Below are 19,890 nucleotides of genomic sequence, written 5' to 3'. Positions count from 1 at the left end.
TCAGAGGCGGTGGGCCTCGGGGACGGTGGTGGCGCCCCGCGTGTCGAAGAAGCGCTTGGCCGAGAGGGCCAACCGGTCGGCGTCGTAGCCACGGTGGTTCTGCACCAGGATGACGAGGTCGGCCGAGGTGACGGCTCCCTCGAGGTCGTCGGCGCGAGGCGCGATCCAGTCCGGAACGTGAGGGTCGTGAAAGAGCACGTTCGCCCCCAGGGCGGCGAGCTGGCGGGCCAGGGGAGTGGCGGGGGACTCGCGCCGGTCGGCGATGTCGGGCTTGTAGGTGACGCCCAGCAGCAGGATCGTGGCGCCGTGCACGGCCTGGCCGTCGGCATTGAGCAGGTTCTGGGCACGCCGGGCCACGTACGACGGCATGGTGGCGTTGATCTCCTGGGCCAGCTCGACGAAGCGGAACGGGTAGCCCAGCCGGCTGCGCACGTTGTGGCTCAGGTAGTTGGGGTCGATCGGGATGCAGTGGCCCCCCACGCCGGGGCCGGGATAGAACGCCTGGAAGCCGAACGGCTTGGTGGACGCGGCGTTGATGACGTCCCACAGGTCGATGCCCAGCTCGTGGCAGAACCGGGCCATCTCGTTGACCAGCGCGATGTTGACGTGCCGGTACGTGTTCTCGAGCAGCTTCGCGGTCTCCGCCTCGCGGGTGCCACGGGTGCGCACCACGGTGTCGACGAAACGGCCGTAGAACGCGGCCGCACGCGAGGTGCACGCGGGCGTGTAGCCGCCGACCACCTTGGGCGTGTTGCGCGCCCCGTAGTGCTCGTTGCCGGGGTCGATGCGCTCGGGCGAGAACGCGAGGTGGAAGTCCACGCCGGCGGTCAGGCCGGAGAGCTTCTCGAGCAGCGGGCGCACCACCTCGTCGGTGGTGCCCGGATAGGTCGTCGACTCCAGCACGACCAGCATGCCCGGGCGCAGCCGGCGGCCGATCGCCGACGTGGCGCCGGTGACGGCGGTGAGGTCGGGGCCGTCGCCCTCGGCGAGCGGGGTGGGCACGCAGATCACCGCCGTGCCGGCCCGTGAGATCAGCGACTCGTCGGTCGTCGGCGTGAAGCCGCCCGCGAGCATCTCGGCGATGTCGGCGTCGCTCAGGTCGTCGACGTGTGAACGGCCCGCCGCCAGCGAGGCGACCACGTCGGCGCGCACGTCGAAGCCGGCAACCGACAACCCGGCGCGGACGGCCTGCTGCGCCAGCGGCAGCCCGACGTAGCCCAGCCCGAGGATCACCACGTCGTACCTCACCGGGCGGCCTCCCGCTGCGGCGCCCGGGAGGGCTGACGGGCGACCACGGGCGTACGCGTGGGGGCCTTGGCGGGAATCGGCGTGGTGCCCGCCCTCGGCGTGGACAGCTCCCACCGCGACGGGAACGGCAGGTAGGCGGGCAGGAACTCGGCCAGCAGCGCGGCCTGCTCGGGCACCGCCTCGGGGCGGGAGGCGGTGTCGTTGAGGCAGAACGCGTCGAGGTTGCGCCGGTGCAGCAGCCGCGCCAGCCGGAACGGCGTCGCGGGGTCGGCCAGGTCGGTGTAGAGGTAGTCGATGTGCCCGGGCGCCGCCCGCCCGGTCAGGTACGCGTAGTACTGCTGCAGCGACGACAGCAGCGCGATGTCCTCGGGGTGGCGGAACTGGTGGGCGGCGGTCGACTCGACGTGCTCGGCGAAACGCAGCTCGATCTCGGCCAGCACGCTGCGCCGCGACGGGTGCGGGGTGTGCTTCATCTTGCGGGTGAGCACCCGGCCGAACGCGCTCTGGATGAGCTCGCGGTTGTTCTTGCCGGCCGAGTCCGCGGGCGCGTCGCCGGCCGAGCGGGGCGCCGAGTCGACGAGCGCGCCGGACGGGAAGAACCGGGTCAGCCCGCCGGGCGTGAAGAACATCTCGGGCGCCACCGGCCGGCCGAGGAACACGTCGTCGTTGAGGTAGAGGAAGTGCTCGGACAGCCCGGGGATGCGGTGCAGCCGCGACTCGATCGCCTGCGAGTTGAACGTGGGCAGCCGACCGGTGTCGCCGAACACCTCGCGGTGGCTGACCACGGTGAGGTCGCCGCGGGTGGTGTCGAGCCACGCGGGCACCTGATCGTCGGTGACCACGAAGACGTGCCGGATCCAGGGGGCGTACGCGTGCAGCGAGCGCAGCGAGTACCGCAGCTCGTCGCGCGAGACGTACCGGGAGTCGTTCGCGGTCTGCGGGCTGACCCCGGCCACCCAGCCGTTCTCGCGCAACGCCCGCGCCTTGCGCTCGCGCCAGGCCGGGTCGGCGCCGTCCACCCACGTGTAGACGGCGTCGATCGGGAAGGCGACGCGGTCGGGGCTCACCATCGTGAACACCTCGCGGGTGCGGTAGCGGCGGGTCGTCCCGGGCGCGCCGAACGGGCCGAAGACGGGCTCGGCCACGACGATCTCGGGCTCGTCGGCGGCCACCACGTCGGCGACCGGGTTGCTGCGCGGGCCGATCAGGGTGCCGCTGCCGGGCCGCCAGAACTCGACGTCGCAGCCGTGGTCGGGGCCGAGCACCACGCGGCCGTCGCGGTCGGTGACCGGCCAGCTGACGCGCAGGACGCCGGGCTGCACCCGGTCGAGGCGGCCGCCCAGACAGGCGAGCGCGGCCGTCGCCCGCTCCCGGTCGGTCTCGGCGACGGCCACGCCGGAGCGGGTCAGCTCCGCGACCGGGATGCGGAACCACGCGATGCCGGCGCTGGTGAGCGCGTCCAGCACCCGGTCGAGGTTCTCCCGCCGTACGCCCGCGGGGGAGGCCTCGAGGCAACGCCGGGCCGTCAGCCGCCCCGCCGCCGTGCGGACCCGCAGAGCCGGCGTCTCCCCGAGGGGCTCGAGCCGCCGGCGGCCGCCGAGCGGCACGACGCGGCGGGCGACCCGCAGGCGGCGGTGCTCGGGCACGAGCGGCAGAAGCCGGCGCTGCAACTGGCCGAGCACGCGGCGGCGTACGGGCCAGGGGGTCAACTCGAGGATCCGGGGGCTCACGGACCGCCCAACGTGGCCTCCCGGAGGAGGTTGCGCTTCGATCCGTTATGGGCGTTTTGGGCTACTCGATGGTGCCGACCCCTACGGGTGTGCTCAGGGTTACCGCCGATGCCCGCGGTTGCCGGGGTGCGTCATGGTGGAGGCCGACGCATCGACTCGGGGAGGCCGAGATGGGCAAGGCGCTCGCATTTCTGGTGGCTTTGATCGCCGGAGTGGTCGTGGTCGGCTGGGTGGTCAGCTCGCTGCTCGGACCGGCGCTGTTCTATCTGATCGTGGGCGCGCTCGTGGTCGGCGGCGGGGCCTACCTCTACGCGAAGGCCAAGAAGTCGATCGCCCCCGGCACCCGCACCCAGCGGCGGATCGAGGCGGCCACCAAGACGTACCGCATGCGGAACCGGTGAGCCTTCGGGCGGGCGGCTAGGCTTGCGGTCAAAGAACCCTCTGACCAACGGGACGCTAAGCCGTGTTTGACACCCTGAGTGACCGCCTCTCCGGCATCTTCACCAAGCTGCGGGGCAAGGGCAAGCTCACCGACGCCGACATCGACGCCACCGCACGCGAGATCCGCCTCGCGCTGCTCGAGGCGGATGTCGCGCTGCCCGTGGTCAAGGCCTTCATCTTCAACCTCAAGGAGCGCGCCCGCGGGGCCGAGGTCTCGCAGGCGCTCAACCCGGCCCAGCAGATCATCAAGATCGTCCACGAGGAGCTCATCAACGTCCTCGGCGGCGAGGGGCGGCGGCTGCAGTTCGCCAAGCAGCCGCCCACGGTGATCATGCTGGCCGGTCTGCAGGGCTCCGGCAAGACGACGCTGGCGGGCAAGCTGTCGCGCTGGCTCAAGGGCCAGGGCCACCAGCCCATGCTGGTCGCCGCCGACCTGCAGCGCCCCAACGCGGTCAACCAGCTGCAGGTGCTCGGCCAGCGGGCCGGCGTCGACGTCTACGCGCCGGAGCCCGGCAACGGCGTCGGCAACCCGGTGCAGGTCGCCAGGGACTCGATCGAGCACGCCCGGCGCACCGCCAAGGACATCGTCATCGTCGACACCGCCGGCCGCCTCGGCATCGACGCCGAGATGATGCAGCAGGCCCGCGACATCCGCGACGCGGTCGACCCCGACGAGGTCATCTTCGTCATCGACGCCATGGTCGGCCAGGACGCGGTGCAGACCGCCGAGGCCTTCCGCGACGGCGTCGGCATCACCGGCGTGGTGCTCTCGAAGCTCGACGGCGACGCCCGCGGTGGCGCGGCGCTGTCGGTCCGGCACGTCACGGGCGAGCCGATCCTGTTCGCGTCGACCGGTGAGAAGCTCGAGGACTTCGACCTCTTCCACCCCGACCGGATGGCCAGCCGCATCCTCGGCATGGGCGACGTGCTGACCCTCATCGAGCAGGCCGAGCAGGCCTTCGACGAGGATCAGAAGGAGAAGATGACCGGCAAGCTGCTTGCCGGCGAGACCTTCACCCTCGAGGACTTCCTCGACCAGCTCATCGCCGTGCGGCGGATGGGCCCGATCGCCAACATCCTCGGCATGATGCCGGGCATGGGCCAGATGAAGGACCAGCTGGCCGAGCTCGACGACAGCCACTTCGACCGGGTCACCGCGATCATCCGGTCGATGACCCCGCAGGAGCGCACCAACCCCAAGATCCTCAACGGCTCGCGCCGCGCCCGCATCGCCAACGGCTCGGGCGTCACGGTCATGGACGTCAACCAGCTGCTCAACCGCTTCGCCGACGCGCAGAAGATGATGAAGCAGATGAGCGGCATGATGGGCCTGCCCGGCGGCGGCCGGCGCAAGGCCACGAAGAGCCCCAAGAACAAGCGCAAGGGCGCCAAGGGCGGCAACAACCGGCCGCGTACGGGCGCCGGCGGCGGCCTGCCGGCGGGCTTCCCGGGCGGCATGCCCCAGCTCCCGCCGGGCCTCGACCCGAACGCGCTGGGCGGCGCGGGGGGCGGCTTCAGCCTGCCGAACCTCGACTTCAACAAGCTGATGAAGCAGCAGCGCGACAACAAGGACAAGAGCTGAGATCAGGGGGATAGTGATCTAGGCATGGGTACAGTAGTCTCGTGACATCCCCTGAGGAGGTCCCGATGACCGCCGCCTTGGAAAAGCCGAGACTGCTGGACCCGCGCACGCTCGAACCGAGCGTGCTGGACGAGAAGCAGGACTGGACCGTCGACGACCTGGCGAGCCTTCCCGAGGATCTTCGCTACGAGTTGATCGACGGAAGGCTCATCTTGCCGTCACCTACCCCGATCCATCAGCTGCTTGCCGTCGAAGTGATGCTCATGCTCCGGCCCCGATGTCCGGCAGGCTATTTCCCGGTGATCGACCTTTCACTCGAGGTTGATCGGCGCAACGAACCTCGGCCCGATGTCGTGGTGGTGCATAAGGCGTATGCCGCACGAACCCCGGTCCCGGTCGACGGTGCCCTGCTCGTCGTCGAGGTCGTTTCGCCGACTTCCCACTTCCGTGACCTGCACGCCAAGTGGACGGTTTATGCGAGCAACGAGGTCACTACCTACGTTGTGGTCGACCCGACCTTCAAAGGCGGCGTCGTGCTGACCGAGTTCCGCCTGAGCGACAACGGCCGGTACGACACTGTCACCAGCACGAACAAGGTCTTCACGACCGATGTCCCGTACCCGATCACCATCGACGTCCCCGCGCTCACCGCCCTGCGCGACGAGTACAGCGAGGCACAGCAGGGCGCGTAGGCCAGACTGTCGGCATGGCCTTGCATGTGCGTGGAGCGATCCTGCCGGACGGCGAAGTCCGGGACCTCTGGCTGGTGGGGGACCGGGTCACGTACGAGCCGGTGCGGGACGCCGAGACGATCAGCGACGGCGGGTTCGTGGTGCCGGGGCTGGTGGACGCGCACTGCCACCTCGGGATCGCGTACGGGGCCAAGCCGATCACGAGCCTCGACCAGGCGCGCGAGCTGGCCCGCACCGACCGGGACGCGGGCGTGCTGGCGCTGCGCGACGCCGGCTCGCCGTACCCCTATCCGGAGCTCGAGGACGAGGACGGCATCCCGCGGCTCGCGCGGGCGGGACGGCACGTGGCGGCGCCACGGCGCTATCTGCGCGACGTGGGCATCGAGGTGGACGGGGTGGACGACGTCCGGGCCGCCGTCACCGAGCAGGCCAAGGCCGGCAACGGATGGGTCAAGCTCGTCGGCGACTGGATCAGCCGGGACACCGGCGACCTCGCGCCCTCCTGGGACGCGGCGACCATGGCGGCGGCCGTCGAGGCAGCCCATGCGGAGGGCGCACGCGCGGCCGTGCACACGTTCTCCGAGGAGGGCGTCGAGATCATGGTGCGCGCGGGCGTCGACTCGGTCGAGCACGGCACGGGGCTGTCGCTCGACCTGATCGACGAGATGGCCCGGCGCGGCACGGCGCTGGTCCCCACGATGATCAACATCAGGACGTTCGGCGGGATCGCGGAGCGGGCCAGGGGCAAGTTCGACACGTACGCCGACCACATGCTCACGCTGCGGGACAGGTTCCCGTCGGTGGTGCGCGCGGCGTGGGAGGCCGGCGTGCCGATCTACGTGGGCACCGACGCGGGCGGCGGCATCCACCACGGGCTGGTCGCCGAGGAGATGCTGATCCTCGCCGACGCCGGGCTGCCCGCCGGGGACGTGCTCGCCGCGGGGTCGTGGCGGGCCCGCGAGTGGCTGGGCTTCCCGGGGCTGGTCGAGGGCGGCCTCGCCGACCTGGTGGTCTACGAGGCCGACCCCCGCCGCGACCTGCGCGTCGTACGGGCCCCCAGCCGCATCGTGCTGCGCGGTCGCGTCATCCGGTGAGGCTGAAGATCCGCACGTCGACGGAGCTGGGGCAGACCAGCCGCTCGCCGTTGTGCACGCAGGGCGCGACCGCGTCGCCCGCCGGGTGGGCGGCCGCGGGCGCGGGCAACCAGCCCAGAGCGGTCGCCCGCCCGTCGGTCAGCCTGACGCGCTGCACCAGGCCGGGGCCGCCGAGCGGCTGCACGAGCAAGGCGTCCGTGCCCAGCCAGTCCACCGCGTCGGTCCGGTTGACGTACACGGGACGCCCGGCGGAGTCGTAGAGCGTGGCGGCAGGTTTCTGGCCGATCGTCCCGATCAGGGTGTGCTCGCCCATCGAGCCGCCGTAGCCGCCGTCGAAGTCCCCGAGCTGCCAGACCGTGCGCCGCTCGGCCACGTCGACGGACCGCACCGTCGTCTGCGGGTACGCGCGGCCCATGGCCATCACGCAGAGCCGCTTGTACCCGCACGGCCACATCGAGTCGACGTCGTGCCCCGCGGGCAGCGTCAGCACCACCCACGACTCCAGCGTGCCCAGGTCGGTGGCCCGCACGCGCCAGGGGCTGGTGGTGCCGCCGCTCCGCTCGCTGTTGTAGAGGATGTCGCCGTACGCGACGTGCGTGTCGGCCTGGCCGGGCGCGGGGATGGTCACCTTCGGCACCGCCTGCCCGTCGGCCACGTGCACCACCCGGACCCGGCCGGCCTCGGTCACCTGCACCAGGCGGTCGTCGGTGGAGACGGCGCCGTGCTGTTCGTCGGGCTCGCGCACGGCGACCGTGCGCACCGGACGGTCGGTGCCCGGCGGCACCGACCAGCGGATGGCTCCGGTGAGCCAGTCGTACGCCTCGGTGCGGCCGGTGCCGGCGGCCATCCGCACCAGGGCGTGGCTGTTGAGCAGCACGTCGTCGGCTCCGCCGAGGTCCCGCTTCCAGCGTTCCCGGCCGGTCAGCGGGTCGAGGACGTGGACCCTGCGGTTCGCGGTGGTGCCGACCGACGGCACGTCGTCGCCGTCCGGGACGACGAAGACCGCGACGGCCTGCGGCAGCGCGGCGACGCCGCTGTAGTCGTCGGAGCGCGCCACCGTCCGGGCCGTCCACGACCGCGCCCCGGTGCGCAGGTCGGCGGCGACCACCCGGACCCAGCCGTCGGCGGTGCGCCAGGAGGTGTACGCGCGGTCGCCGGCGATCGCGGTGGACACGTTGACCGCCGCCTCGCCGAACCCGATCGGCGCGCCGACCGGGGGCAGGGGGCGTACGACGTCGGCCGGATGGGTCTGCTGCCGCTGCACGCGCAGGCCCACGAGCACGCCCACGGCGACCAGCACCACGACGGCCGCGGCGACCGCCGCCTGGTTGCGGGTGCGCTGCTCGCCCCGGCGGCGGGCCCGCTCGGCCGGGACCAGCGGGATGGTGTCCGCGGCGCGGCCCAGCCCTCCGAACAGCTCTTCGAGATCAGCGGGCATCACGGACTCCTTCCGGCTCGCGCTCGACGCCCAGCGTGGCGGCCAGGCCCGCCCGGCCGCGGGACAGCCACGACTTCACGGTCCCGGTGGACGCCCCCGTCTCCGCGGCGATCTCGGCCACCGAGCGGTCGAGCAGGTAGTGCAGGGCCAGCGCCCGCCGGTGGGCCGTCGGCAGCGTCCGCATCGCGCGGATCAGCAGCACGGTGTCCTCCGACGGCGGCGCGGCGGGCTGCGGGGGAGGCTCGGCCGCGGCCCGGGCCCGCCGTACGCCGATCCGCCGCCACCGATCGGCCGACAGCCGGTTCACCACGAGCCGTAGCCACGCCTCCTGGTCCTCGTAGCCGGACAGCCGCCGCCACCGCTGCCAGGCCCGGGCGTACGCCTCCTGCACGAGGTCCTGGGCGTCGGCCACGTCGCCGGTCAGCCCGTAGGCGTACCGTGCCAGACGCCGGCTCGTGTCCCGGTAGAACTCGTCGAACTCATCGACGGCATTCATCGGCCTCGCCTCCCCCATCAGAGGACACGAGATGCCCACCCGGTGGGTTGCACAAGGGGCGCGACTAGGATGTCGCCTCATGGCTCGTGTGCTCACTCCCCGTGCGGAGGACTTCCCCCGCTGGTACCAGGATCTGATCGCCAAGGCGCAGCTGGCGGACAACGGCCCCGTGCGCGGCACCATGGTGATCCGGCCGACGGGCTGGGCCATCTGGGAGCGCATGCAGGCCGACATGGACCTGCGGATCAAGGAAGAGGGCGTGCAGAACGCCTACTTCCCGCTGTTCATCCCCGAGAGCTACCTGCGCCGCGAGGCCGACCACGTGGAGGGCTTCTCGCCCGAGCTGGCCGTGGTCACCCACGCCGGCGGCAAGCAGCTCGCCGAGCCGCTGGTGGTGCGCCCGACCAGCGAGACGGTGATCGGCGAGTTCATGGCCAAGTGGGTCGACTCCTACCGCGACCTGCCGCTGCTGCTCAACCAGTGGGCCAACGTCGTGCGCTGGGAGCTGCGCCCGCGCACGTTCCTGCGCACCACCGAGTTCCTCTGGCAGGAGGGCCACGACGCGCACGCCACCGAGGCCGACGCCCGCGAGCACGCCCGCAACATCCACCACAACGTCTACCAGGCGTTCATGGAGGAGCTGCTGGCCATCCCGGTCGTGCCCGGCCGCAAGACCAAGGGCGAGCGCTTCGCCGGCGCCACCAACACCATGACCGTCGAGGCCATGATGGGCGACACCAAGGCGCTGCAGATGGGCACCTCGCACGAGCTGGGCCAGAACTTCGCGAAGGCGTTCGACATCACGTACTCCTCCAAGGAGGGCAAGGTCGAGCACGCCTGGACCACCTCGTGGGGCACCTCCACCCGCATGATGGGCGGCCTGATCATGGTGCACGGCGACGACAACGGCCTGCGGCTGCCGCCGCGGCTCGCGCCGATCCAGGTGCAGGTCATGGTGGTCAAGGCGGGCGAGGGCGTCGCCGAGGCGGCGGGCAAGCTGCGCGACGAGCTCAAGACCGCGGGCGTACGGGTGAAGCTCGACGACCGGGCCGACATCCCGTTCGGCCGCCGCGCCGTGGACGCCGAGCTCCAGGGCGTCCCGATCCGCATCGAGGTGGGGCCGCGCGACCTCGCCGGCGGCAGCGTCACGATCGCGCGCCGGGTCGACGGCTCCAAGACGCCGACCCCGCTGGCCGAGGTGGTGGGCGCGGTCAGCGCCGCGCTCGAGGCCGACCAGCAGCGGCTCTACGACGAGGCGCTGGCGTTCCGGCAGGCGAACACGGTCGAGGTCAAGACGCTGGGCGAGGCGATCGAGGCCGCGCAGACCGGCTGGGCGCGGGTGCCGTGGTCGGCGGTCGGCGAGGCGGGGGAGAAGGAGGCCAACGGCAAGGCGGTCACCGTGCGCTGCCTGACCCGCGCCGACGGCTCGATGCCCGACTCCGACAGCGAGGACGGCCTGGTCGCCTATCTGGCCCGCTCCTACTGATGTTCGCCCCGGGCCGTCAGGTCCTGTACCGCAACATCGACGGCCCGCGGCTGGCCTCGGTCCGCCCGTGCCGGGTCGTCTCCGACGACGAGCGCGGGCTGCTGCTGTGGCTGGCCCGCGGCTCGGCCGTGATGGTCGAGGAGGCGGTGGACGGGCGCGGCATCCGCGACATGCCGTTCACCGAGTGGGTCCGGCAGCAGTACCGGGTGGTTCCGTCCACGTGGCAGGGCCCCGGGCTGCTCAAGTTCCTGCCGCCGGGCGCCGACCACTCGGTCTGGTTCTTCCGCGACGACCGCGGCGCCTTCACCCACTGGTACGTCAACCTCGAGTACCGGGCGCTGCGCTGGGACGACGGTCACGTGGCCGGCGTCGACGTCATCGACCAGGACCTCGACGTGGTGGTGCACCCCGACCTGTCGTGGGAGTTCAAGGACGAGGACGAGTTCGCCGAGCGGCTGGCCCTGCCGCAGCACTACTGGGTGCGCGACGAGGCCACGGTGTGGGCGGAGGGCCGCCGGATCATCAAGATGGCCGAGGCGGGCGAGTTCCCGTTCGACGGCACCTGGACCGATTTCCGCCCCGATCCGGCCTGGCCGGTGCCGCGCGAGGTGCCGCCGGGCTGGGACCGGCCGCCGGTCGCCCGCGAATTCTGACGCCTTCGGTGCCCGATTGGGAGCCACGCTGTTTCGTCTGGCAGAATGGCTCCTTGGTATCCGGCTCGCGTGAGGCGCCCTCTAACCCCTCTGCGATGCCAGTCCATGAGACTTCGGCTCCCCTGTCCCCACGGGGGTCGCCGCCGGCTCAACCTCGCAGTCATTCAGGAGCGAAGAGAACCGTGGCCGTTAAGATCCGGCTCCTGCGGATGGGCAAGATCCGCAACCCGCAGTACCGCATCGTCGTCGCCGACTCGCGCACCAAGCGCGACGGCCGCGCCATCGAGTACGTCGGCATCTACCAGCCGAAGGAACACCCCTCGGTGATCCAGGTCAAGTCCGAGCGCGTGCAGTACTGGCTCTCGGTCGGCGCGCAGCCGAGCGAGGCCGTGCAGCGCATCCTCGAGAAGACCGGCGACTGGCAGCAGTTCAAGGGCCTCCCCGCCCCGCCGCCGCTGCTCGTCAAGGAGCCGAAGCAGAGCCGCACCGAGGTCTACGAGGCCGAGGCCAAGTCGGCCGCCGGCGTCGCCGACACCCCGGCCAAGCCGGCGAAGAAGGCCCCGGCGGGCCCCGAGGCTGCTGCGGCTCGCCCGGAGCAGACCAAGGCCGTCGACCCGGCCGAGCCGAACCGTGAGGCCGTCGCGGCAGACGCAGAGGACCCGGCCGGTGCCGGCGCCGACGCGAGCTGACGGGGCGCTCCGGCCGGCGCTGGAGCACCTCGTCAAGGGCATCGTCGACAACCCGGACGACGTCCGGGTGCGGCTCGTCGACTCGCGCCGCGGCAAGCGGCTCGAGGTCCGCGTGCACCCGGAGGACCTGGGCACGGTCATCGGGCGCGGCGGTCGCACGGCCAAGGCCCTGAGGCAGGTCATCGGGTCGATCGGTGGGCGCGGCATCCGCGTCGACATCGTCGACGCGTACTGACCGATGCTCCTGGTAGTCGGCCAGATCGGTAAGCCGCACGGCATCCGGGGCGAGGTCTCGGTCGTCGTGCGGACCGACGAACCAGAGGAACGTTTCGTCCCCGGGTCGGTGTTCGCCACGGAGGTCCCCCGGGACCGCCGGGTGAGCACCGGCCCGGCGGCCGTTCCCGGCGTCGCGTTCGAAGTGCCGAAACAGCTCAAGCTCGAGTCGATCCGCTGGCATCAGGGCCGCGGCATCGCCGTGTTCGAGAACATCTACGACCGCAACCTCGCCGAGGCGCTGCGCGGCGTGTTCCTGCAGGTCGACAGCGCCGAGCTGACGCCGCCGGACGACCCGGACGAGTTCCACGACCACCAGCTGATCGGGCTGCGGGTCGAGTCGGCCGACGGCACGGTGCACGGCACGGTCGACCGCATCGAGCACGCTCCCGCGTCCGACCTGATCGTGCTGAAGAAGGCGGCCGGCGGCACCGCGCTGATCCCGTTCGTGACCGCGATCGTCCCGACCGTCGACCTCGCCGGGGGCCGCGTCGTGGTCGAGCTGCCCGAGGGCCTGCTGGATCTGTAGTGCGCGTCGACATCATCTCGATCTTCCCGGAGTACTTCGTCCCGCTCGAGCTCTCGCTGATCGGCAAGGCGCGGGCCTCCGGGCTGCTCGACGTGGCCGTGCACGACCTGCGGACGTGGACCACCGACGTGCACCGCACGGTCGACGACACCCCGTACGGCGGCGGTCCGGGCATGGTGATGCGGCCGGAGCCGTGGGGGCAGGCGCTCGACGCGGTCGGTGCGGGCACGCTGATCGTGCCGTCGCCGGTGGGCAAGCCGTTCACCCAGGCCGACGCGCACGCGTTCGCCGAGCTCGACCACCTGATCTTCGCCTGCGGGCGCTACGAGGGGATCGACCAGCGGGTCATCGACGACGCGGCCGCGCGGATGCCGGTGCGGGAGGTCTCGCTCGGCGACTACGTGCTGTTCGGCGGCGAGGTCGCGGTCATCGTGATCATGGAGGCCGTGACCCGGCTGCTGCCGGGGGTGCTGGGCAACGCGGACTCGCTGACCGAGGAGTCGCACGCCGCGGGGCTGCTCGAGGCGCCCGTCTACACCAAGCCGGCCACGTGGCGCGATCACGAGGTCCCGTCCGTGCTGAGGTCCGGCGACCACGGGCGCATCGCCCGGTGGCGCCGCGATCAGAGCCTCCTGCGTACGGCCTCCCGGCGGCCCGACATGATGGCGGCGTACCCGTCCGAGCGTCTCGACAAGGCGGACAGACGCACGTTGGACGAGGGCGGATTTCGGATCACGCCGCCCGGTGTGGCAAAGTAGGGAGGTTGCCGATTTCGCCCCGCGCCGCGGAGCGAAGTCGAGGATCCTCTGCAGTCACGGAGGATCAGAATCACCCAGCCGCGCACCGAACTCCCGGTGCGCTCCGAAGAACGAGGATGCAGCGATGAACACGCTGGACGCTCTCGACGCCCAGTCGCAGCGCACCGACATTCCCGACTTCCGCGCCGGTGACACCCTCAAGGTGTACGCCCGGGTCGTCGAAGGCAACCGCTCCCGCGTCCAGATCTTCCAGGGCGTCGTGATCGGCCGGCAGGGCGCCGGGCTGCGCGAGACCTTCAAGATCCGCAAGATCAGCTTCGGTGTCGGCGTCGAGCGGACCTACCCGCTCAACAGCCCGGCGATCGACCGGATCGAGGTCGTGAGCCGCGGTGACGTCCGCCGCGCCAAGCTCTACTACCTGCGCGAGCTCCGGGGCAAGAAGGCCAAGATCAAGGAGCTTCGGGAGAAGCAGACCGTCTGATCCACATCGATCCGTGCGCACGCGCCATATGCTTGTCGTGTGCCGGATGGGATCAGTGTGAACCCTTGCAGCACTACCGCCCGTAAGTCCCCGCGAGGGGAAACACTCGGGCGGTAGTGCTGTATCCGGGGTGATTTCGGCCGGTCGGCGGCGGGAGATGCGAAGCGTGGAACCGATGGAGGGCTACGGCCCGGCCTCTCGGCGGCGGCGGTCGATGATCCGGCGCAAGGAGATGCCCCTCTGGCAGGAGCTGCCGCTCCTGCTGGTGGTCGCCTTCTGCCTTGCCGTGCTCATCCGCACGTTCCTGGTGCAGGCGTTCTACATCCCCAGCGGGTCGATGGAGAACACGCTGCAGGTCAAGGACCGGGTGCTGGTCAACAAGGTCATCTACGACATGCGCGACCCGGTGCGCGGCGAGATCGTGGTGTTCCGCGGCGACGAGAACTGGACGCCCGAGGTCACCGAGCCGGTCAGCAACACGTTCGGGGCCAAGCTGGGCCGGACGATCGGCGACCTGGTGGGTGTCAGCCGGCCGGGTGAGCGCGACTTCATCAAACGGGTGATCGGCCTGCCCGGCGACAAGATCGCCTGCTGCGACGCCAAGGGCCGGATCATGGTCAACGGCGTGGGCATCGACGAGGCGTACATCGCCGACGGGTTCAACTCCGATCTCAACCAGCCGCCCAACCCCAACCAGTGCACGAGCCGCCGCTTCACGGAGGTGACCGTCCCGGCCGGTGAGATGTTCGTCATGGGCGACCATCGCGCCGTCTCGCAGGACGCGCGCTGCCAGGGGCCGGTGCCGATCAGCAACGTCATCGGGCGCGCCTTCGTGATCGTCTGGCCGAGCAACCACTTCACCAGCCTCTCGGTGCCCGACGTCTGGAAGACGTACGCCGCGGACCGTCCCACGGCCGGCGCCCCGCTGCGCCGCGAGAAGCCCGCGACGGAGTTTTTCGCCTTCCCCTTTCTGTTGAGTGCGGCGTTCTCCGCGCGTTCCGGACTGCCGTTCGTGACCCGGCGACGTAGGCTCCCCTCGTGATTGACGAGCAGACGGAAAAGCGCAAGAGTTCGTTCTGGCGCGAGCTTCCGATCCTTCTGGGCGTTGCGGTGCTGGTCGCCGTCCTGGTGCGGGCCTTCGTGCTGCAGACGTTCTACATCCCGTCCCCGTCCATGGAGCACACGCTCAACGTGCTCGACCGGGTGCTCGTCAACAAGCTGGTCTACGACTTCCGTGAGCCCCGCCGCGGCGAGATCATCGTCTTCGAGGCGCCGACCGAGTGGCAGTCGGGCGCCGAGGGCGAGGACTTCATCAAGCGCATCATCGGCGTTCCGGGCGACCGCATCGTCTACAAGTCCGAGGTCGGCAAGCTCGAGATCAACGGTGTGACGCTCGACGAGCCGTACATCTTCCGCAACGAGGCCGGCGAGCAGGACGCGCCCGCCGACACCGACTTCGAGGTCACCGTGCCGAAGGACCGGCTCTGGGTGATGGGCGACCACCGGTCGGCCTCGGGCGACTCCCTCGAGCACTGGCAGGACACCGAGGGCAACGTGCAGGAGGCGACGATCCCGGAGGACTCGATCGTCGGCCGGGCGTTCACCGTGTTCTGGCCGGTCGGGCGCGCGACGTGGCTCTCGGTGCCGAACGGCTTCAGCAAGATCCCGGACCCCAAGTAACACCCGCTCTCAAGATCCACGATCGGCGCAATAGGCTTGGTCGCGTGACCGTAGTCGAACGCCGCGCCGCCCGCGTGCTGCTGGTCGACCCGGCCGGGCGGGCCCTGCTGCTCCACGGCGGCGATCCGGCCCGCCCCGGCACGAACTGGTGGTTCACCCCCGGCGGCGGCCTCAACAGCGGCGAGACGCCCGCGCAGGGCGCCGCCCGCGAGCTCTTCGAAGAGGTGGGCCTGCGGGTCGACCCCGCCGACCTGGGCGAGCCGTACTGGCGTCAGGTGACCGAGTTCAGCTACGACGCCCGCGACTACCGCCAGCAGCAGGAGTTCTTCCTGCTGCGGGTGCCGGGCTGGCAGGTCGACACCGCAGGCATGAACGCGGACGAGCTCGCGACCATCACCGGCCACCGCTGGTGGTCGGCCGACGAGATCGAGGCCAGCTCCGAGTCGATCTACCCGGTCGAGCTGCCCGAGCTGCTGCGGCGGGCCCGCTGATGCTCGCTCCTCCGCGCACCGTGGTCCGCCGCGAGGGCGGCCTCTACGCCCTCGAGCGCGCCCTGCAACGCCGCGGCTTCCGCCACGTGGCCGGTGCCGACGAGGCCGGCCGGGGCGCCTGCGCCGGGCCGCTCGTGGCCGCCGCGGCCGTGCTGCCCGAGGGCAAGCGCGGCGAGATCGACGAGCTGGCCGACTCCAAGCTGCTCACCCCGGCCGCCCGCGAGCGCGTCTACGAGCAGGTCGTCGCGCGGGCGCTGGCGTACTCCGTGGTGATCGTGCCGGCCACCGAGGTCGACGCCCGGGGTCTGCACGTGTGCAACCTCGCGGCGATGCGGCGCGCGCTCGCGTCGCTGACCACCCGGCCGGAGTACGTGCTGACCGACGGGTTCCCGGTCGACGGGCTGGGCGTGCCCGGACTCGCGGTGTGGAAGGGCGACCGGGTGGCGGCGTGCGTGGCGGCGGCCAGCGTGCTCGCCAAGGTCACCCGGGACCGCATCATGGTCGAGATGCACGACCAGTTCCCGGCGTACGGGTTCGCCGTGCACAAGGGCTACATCACCGACGAGCACAGCGCGGCGCTCAAGGCCCACGGGCCCTGCGCGGAGCACCGGTTCTCGTACGTCAATGTCGCCGCTGTCTCCGGGCGTGGCAACCGTCCGCCACGCGCCAGGCGTCCGGTGCAGCGCGTGGTGCCGGAAGCGGACCAGCCAGTACTGTTTGATGCATCCGGCGCTTTTTCGTCGGCCGAGTCGCCGGTGTCGTCGTCGGGCGCTGGGAGTACCGTCGGCGTGGCGTCGGGCGACCAGCCTCAGCCGTCGCCGTCGGTGGGGGAAGATGAGGCCATGGAGGGCGAGAAGCGATGAGCGCAGAGGATCTCGAGAAGTACGAGACCGAGATGGAGCTGCAGCTCTACCGGGAGTACCGCGACATCGTCCGCCAGTTCTCCTACGTGGTGGAGACGGAGCGCCGGTTCTACCTGGCCAACCAGGTCGACCTGCACGTGCGCAACTCCGACGGCGAGGTGTATTTCGAGGTCGAGATGCACGACGCCTGGGTGTGGGACATGTACCGCCCGGCTCGGTTCGTCAAGAACGTGCGGGTCATGACGTTCAAGGACGTCAACGTCGAGGAACTGGAGAAACCGGACATCTCCCTGCCCGACGACGCGGGCTTCGGCAACTAGCACGCCGCGGCCCCTGGGCCGCGTTTTCCACAACGCCGGCTCCTCCACAGGGGCGGTCGCGGGCCCGGGCCCGATCCGCCAGGGTGGCGGCCATGCTGCTGCTGATTCTGCTGGCCTTCGGCTGGCCGGTTGTTCCCCCGTCCGTGTCCCGGCCCTTCGACCCGCCGGCCGAGCGCTGGCTGTCCGGGCACCGCGGGGTCGACCTCGCTGGTGCGCCGGCTTCTCCCGTCCGGTCCGCCGGGCCGGGCACCGTGCTGTTCGCCGGGCTCGTCGCGGGGCGGGGCGTGGTCAGCGTCGCGCACGCCGGTGGGCTGCGGACGACGTACGAGCCGGTGACCGCCTCGGTGTCGGTCGGCGAGGTCGTCGCGCGCGGTGATCCGCTCGGGCGGCTCCAGCCGGGGCATCCGGGCTGCCCGGCCGCTGCCTGCCTGCATTGGGGTCTGCGCCGGGGCCCGCTCTACCTCGACCCGCTCGCCCTGCTCGGCCTCGGCCGGGTGCGGCTGCTGCCGGTCGATCAGCGGCGGTAATCGTGCAACAGCTGGGGGAGCCGCTCGGCCAGCCGGTCGTACTCGTCGGGGCGGTTGTAGACCTGCGCGCTCAGCCGCAGCAGGCCGCGCCCTCCCCACGCGTTCACGGCGGTCTCCACGGCCAGCTTGTCGGCGATGTGCTGGCGCAGCTCCTTGGCCTCGGGCGGCGTGGTGGCCAGACCCGAGGGCAGCGGCACGACGCGCATCGCGAGGTCGGGGTCGGCGGGCCGGGGCAGCTCCCCGGCCGGCACGCCGAGGGCCTCGGCGAGCACCCGCTGGCCGTACGCGGCGAGCGCGGCGTTGTGGGCGCGCACGTCGTCCCAGCCGAGCGTGCGCAAGGTGAACAGGCCCGTCGGCGCGGCCAGCCACGGGGTGTAGTCGACCGTCCCCTGCGACTCCACCGCGTGCGGGAAACCCTGGTCCTGGTCCCACGAGACGATCAGCGGCTCCATGTGGCGGCGCCACTGCGGCGCGACCGAGAGCAGCGCGGTGCCGCGCGGGGCGAAGGCCCACTTGTGCAGGTTGCCCACCCAGAAATCGGCGCGGATCGCGGCCACGTCGACCGGGAGCTGGCCGGGCACGTGCGCCGCGTCGACCAGCACCGGGATGTCGTGCTCGTGCGCGGCGGCGGCGATCTCGCGGACCGGAAAGGTCATCGCGGTCGCCGAGGCGATCTGGTCGACGATCAGCAGCTTGGTGCGGCCCGGGCGCAGCGCCGAGCGCACCCGGGCGACCAGCTCGGCGTCGCTCGCGGGCATCGGCAGCGCGACGGTCCGTACGGTGGCGCCCGCCCGTCGGCAGCGGCGGCGGGCGGCGAGCGCGACGGCGCCGTAGCTGTGGTCGGTCAGCAGCACCTCGTCGGCCGGTTCGAGCTTCACCGAGTTGAGCACGAGCGAGACGGCGGCCGTCGTGTTCGGCACCAGCGCGCTGTGCTCGGGGTCGGCGCCGAGGAACGACGCGAGGTGCCGTCGGGTATGGATGACGCGGTCGCCGAGCCCTTGGGCATAGAAGCGCAGCGGGTTCGCCTCGATCTCGTCGCGCAGCCGCTGCTGGGCGCGCTGCACCGCGATCGGCACCGCCCCGAACGCGCCGTGGTTGAGATAGGACACGCCGGGGTCGAGCGAGAACAGAAGACGGGCGCCGGGAACGGCTGCGGGCGGTTCTCCGGCGCTCACCCTTCGATCGTACGGGGTCACGCCCGCGGGTGCGCCTGTTTGAACGCCGCCCGCAGTCGTTCGGTGGACACATGGGTGTAGATCTGCGTGCTCGACAGCGAGGCGTGCCCGAGCAGATCCTGCACCGCGCGCAGGTCGGCCCCGCCGTCGAGCAGGTGGGTCGCCGCCGAGTGGCGCAGGTCGTGCGGCTTGGTGTGCGGGAGCCCCGCCGCCCGCGCGGCCGCGTCCACGATGCGCCGTACGACGGTCTGCTGCAGCCGTCCCCCCTTGACCCCGAGGAACAGCGCGTCGCCGCTCAGCTCGTTCGCGAACTCCGGCCGCCCCAGCCGGCGCCAGTCGTCCAGGGCGCGCTGGGCCGGCAGCCCATAGGGGACGGCCCTCTCCTTGGCGCCCTTGCCGAACACCCGCACCACCCGCCGCGCCTCGTCGAGGTCCGCCTGGTTGAGGCCGCAGAGTTCACTCACCCGCACGCCCGTCGCGTAGAGAAGCTCCAGCACAGCCCTGTCCCGCAGCCCTTCGGCATCCCGCCCACCCGCGCCCGCGTCTCGTCCCGCGCCCGCGTCCAGTCCCGCGCCCGCGCCGCCGTCTCGGCCCGCGCCCCTTTCTTGTCCTGCGTCCGCCGGCCGTCCGCCGTGCGCGTCCCGCCTCCCGCCGCCACCGTCCTTTGCGGCAGCACCCGAGTGCTGGCCTTCGGGCCACTCGGTGCTTTGCGCGCCGCTCTTTTCCCCCCTTGCCTGCGCCTCCGCGGTTCCGCTCTGCAGCGCGGGCTCGCGCAGGCGGCGGCCCTCCACGAGCGCGGCGGCCTGGTCGGCGCGGAGCACAGTGGGCAGGCCTCGATGGGCGCGGGGGCTCACCAGGTGCGCGCCCGGGTCGGACGCCGTGCGGCCCGAGCGCTTCGCCCATGCGGTGAACGAACGCGCCGCGGCCGCCCGGCGGGCCTGCGACGCACGCGCCGCGCCCTGCCGCATACGGGCCGCGAGCCAACCACGCAACAGCACGATGTCCAGTTCCGCAAGCGTGGTGGCGCCGGTGTCGGCCGCGTGGTCGAGCAACGAGACGACGTCGCCGAGATACGCCCGTACCGTCTCCGCCGATCGGTTGTCGACCCGGGCGAGGTGATGGCCGAAGTCGTCCACCGCCTCGCGCATCTCCGGCGGCAGTCTTTCGTGCAGTTCCCGCGTCCCCACCGTGTCGACGTTCTTCGCTCCGCGCATGATCGTCAAGCGGCCACGCGCGTCTTGCCG

The 19,890-nt window shown here is 71.8% G+C and carries 23 protein-coding genes; 17 read left to right on the top strand and 6 right to left on the bottom strand.

Going from position 1 to position 19,890, the window contains the following annotated elements; translation table 11 throughout:
- Positions 1–1,248, bottom strand: coding sequence for a nucleotide sugar dehydrogenase (locus ACSNN8_RS06465; RefSeq protein ID WP_436647552.1), 1,248 nt, complete (start codon positions 1,246–1,248; stop codon positions 1–3).
- Positions 1,245–2,978 (bottom strand): stealth family protein, encoded by a 1,734-nt coding sequence (locus ACSNN8_RS06460; RefSeq protein WP_436647550.1) that lies wholly within the window; start codon positions 2,976–2,978, stop codon positions 1,245–1,247. Before ACSNN8_RS06460 ends, ACSNN8_RS06465 begins: the two co-directional genes overlap by 4 nt.
- Positions 2,979–3,148: 170 nt before the next feature.
- Here ACSNN8_RS06460 and ACSNN8_RS06455 point away from each other — a divergent pair, with 170 nt between their 5' ends.
- From ACSNN8_RS06455 to ACSNN8_RS06440, 4 genes are all read left to right on the top strand, one after another.
- Entirely contained in the window at positions 3,149–3,379 is a 231-nt protein-coding gene (locus ACSNN8_RS06455; protein ID WP_436647549.1) for a hypothetical protein, read from the top strand.
- Positions 3,380–3,441: 62 nt separating this feature from the next.
- Complete coding sequence (gene ffh, locus ACSNN8_RS06450; RefSeq protein ID WP_436647548.1) at positions 3,442–5,001, top strand: signal recognition particle protein; 1,560 nt, start codon at positions 3,442–3,444, stop codon at positions 4,999–5,001.
- 65 nt (positions 5,002–5,066) lie between these two features.
- Positions 5,067–5,693: a Uma2 family endonuclease gene (locus ACSNN8_RS06445; protein WP_436647547.1), complete on the top strand. Its 627-nt coding sequence runs from the start codon at positions 5,067–5,069 to the stop codon at positions 5,691–5,693.
- Positions 5,694–5,707: 14 nt separating this feature from the next.
- Positions 5,708–6,787: an amidohydrolase family protein gene (locus tag ACSNN8_RS06440; RefSeq protein ID WP_436647545.1), complete on the top strand. Its 1,080-nt coding sequence runs from the start codon at positions 5,708–5,710 to the stop codon at positions 6,785–6,787.
- Here ACSNN8_RS06440 and ACSNN8_RS06435 read toward each other — a convergent pair.
- Together ACSNN8_RS06435 and ACSNN8_RS06430 are read right to left on the bottom strand one after the other, a co-directional pair.
- The gene (locus ACSNN8_RS06435; RefSeq protein ID WP_436647544.1) at positions 6,777–8,225 is read right to left on the bottom strand and encodes an outer membrane protein assembly factor BamB family protein; all 1,449 of its coding nucleotides are present in this window, start codon (positions 8,223–8,225) and stop codon (positions 6,777–6,779) included. The genes ACSNN8_RS06440 and ACSNN8_RS06435 overlap by 11 nt on opposite strands.
- Positions 8,215–8,721, bottom strand: a complete 507-nt coding sequence (locus ACSNN8_RS06430) for a SigE family RNA polymerase sigma factor (protein WP_436647542.1) — start codon at positions 8,719–8,721, stop codon at positions 8,215–8,217. Before ACSNN8_RS06430 ends, ACSNN8_RS06435 begins: the two co-directional genes overlap by 11 nt.
- A 79-nt stretch (positions 8,722–8,800) precedes the next feature.
- On the opposite strand from ACSNN8_RS06430, the gene proS reads away from it, so the two are divergent.
- The 13 genes from proS (at position 8,801) to ACSNN8_RS06365 (ending at position 17,471) form a co-directional block, all read left to right on the top strand.
- Complete coding sequence (gene proS / locus ACSNN8_RS06425) at positions 8,801–10,207, top strand: proline--tRNA ligase (protein WP_436647541.1); 1,407 nt, start codon at positions 8,801–8,803, stop codon at positions 10,205–10,207.
- Positions 10,204–10,860 (top strand): DUF402 domain-containing protein, encoded by a 657-nt coding sequence (locus tag ACSNN8_RS06420; protein ID WP_436649435.1) that lies wholly within the window; start codon positions 10,204–10,206, stop codon positions 10,858–10,860. Before proS ends, ACSNN8_RS06420 begins: the two co-directional genes overlap by 4 nt.
- Before the next feature lie 182 nt (positions 10,861–11,042).
- Positions 11,043–11,549 (top strand): 30S ribosomal protein S16, encoded by a 507-nt coding sequence (gene rpsP / locus ACSNN8_RS06415; RefSeq protein WP_436647539.1) that lies wholly within the window; start codon positions 11,043–11,045, stop codon positions 11,547–11,549.
- Entirely contained in the window at positions 11,527–11,784 is a 258-nt protein-coding gene (locus tag ACSNN8_RS06410; protein ID WP_014447131.1) for an RNA-binding protein, read from the top strand. Before rpsP ends, ACSNN8_RS06410 begins: the two co-directional genes overlap by 23 nt.
- Positions 11,785–11,787: 3 nt before the next feature.
- A complete protein-coding gene (gene rimM / locus ACSNN8_RS06405; RefSeq protein WP_436647538.1) occupies positions 11,788–12,351 on the top strand; it encodes a ribosome maturation factor RimM in 564 nt (187 codons plus the stop codon).
- Positions 12,351–13,109, top strand: coding sequence for a tRNA (guanosine(37)-N1)-methyltransferase TrmD (gene trmD / locus ACSNN8_RS06400; protein ID WP_436647536.1), 759 nt, complete (start codon positions 12,351–12,353; stop codon positions 13,107–13,109). The genes rimM and trmD overlap by 1 nt, the downstream gene beginning before the upstream one ends.
- A 124-nt stretch (positions 13,110–13,233) precedes the next feature.
- A complete protein-coding gene (rplS, locus tag ACSNN8_RS06395) occupies positions 13,234–13,590 on the top strand; it encodes a 50S ribosomal protein L19 (protein WP_436647535.1) in 357 nt (118 codons plus the stop codon).
- A 157-nt stretch (positions 13,591–13,747) separates the two neighbouring features.
- Positions 13,748–14,632: a signal peptidase I gene (lepB, locus tag ACSNN8_RS06390; protein WP_436647534.1), complete on the top strand. Its 885-nt coding sequence runs from the start codon at positions 13,748–13,750 to the stop codon at positions 14,630–14,632.
- Positions 14,629–15,270 (top strand): signal peptidase I, encoded by a 642-nt coding sequence (lepB, locus tag ACSNN8_RS06385; protein ID WP_436647532.1) that lies wholly within the window; start codon positions 14,629–14,631, stop codon positions 15,268–15,270. Before lepB (ACSNN8_RS06390) ends, lepB (ACSNN8_RS06385) begins: the two co-directional genes overlap by 4 nt.
- Positions 15,271–15,314: 44 nt before the next feature.
- Entirely contained in the window at positions 15,315–15,761 is a 447-nt protein-coding gene (locus ACSNN8_RS06380) for an NUDIX hydrolase (RefSeq protein ID WP_436647531.1), read from the top strand.
- Positions 15,761–16,624 (top strand): ribonuclease HII, encoded by an 864-nt coding sequence (locus ACSNN8_RS06375; protein ID WP_436647530.1) that lies wholly within the window; start codon positions 15,761–15,763, stop codon positions 16,622–16,624. Before ACSNN8_RS06380 ends, ACSNN8_RS06375 begins: the two co-directional genes overlap by 1 nt.
- Complete coding sequence (locus ACSNN8_RS06370) at positions 16,621–16,944, top strand: DUF2469 domain-containing protein (RefSeq protein WP_097318465.1); 324 nt, start codon at positions 16,621–16,623, stop codon at positions 16,942–16,944. Before ACSNN8_RS06375 ends, ACSNN8_RS06370 begins: the two co-directional genes overlap by 4 nt.
- Before the next feature lie 92 nt (positions 16,945–17,036).
- Positions 17,037–17,471 carry a M23 family metallopeptidase gene (locus tag ACSNN8_RS06365; RefSeq protein WP_436647529.1) on the top strand — a complete coding sequence of 145 codons (435 nt, stop codon included), beginning with the start codon at positions 17,037–17,039 and terminating at the stop codon, positions 17,469–17,471.
- Here ACSNN8_RS06365 and ACSNN8_RS06360 read toward each other — a convergent pair.
- On the bottom strand, positions 17,459–18,646 hold the full coding sequence (locus ACSNN8_RS06360; RefSeq protein ID WP_436647527.1) for an aminotransferase class V-fold PLP-dependent enzyme: 1,188 nt from the start codon (positions 18,644–18,646) through the stop codon (positions 17,459–17,461). The two genes, ACSNN8_RS06365 and ACSNN8_RS06360, sit on opposite strands and share 13 nt — an antisense overlap.
- 17 nt (positions 18,647–18,663) lie before the next feature.
- Complete coding sequence (locus tag ACSNN8_RS06355) at positions 18,664–19,860, bottom strand: tyrosine-type recombinase/integrase (protein ID WP_436647526.1); 1,197 nt, start codon at positions 19,858–19,860, stop codon at positions 18,664–18,666.
- Positions 19,861–19,890: the final 30 nt, after the last annotated feature.

It is taken from the genome of Actinoplanes sp. URMC 104 (genome assembly GCF_051386375.1).
Lineage (GTDB): Bacteria > Actinomycetota > Actinomycetes > Mycobacteriales > Micromonosporaceae > Actinoplanes.
The sequence above is the reverse complement of the archived record's forward strand: the minus strand, read 5'-3'. Positions and strand labels throughout refer to the sequence as shown.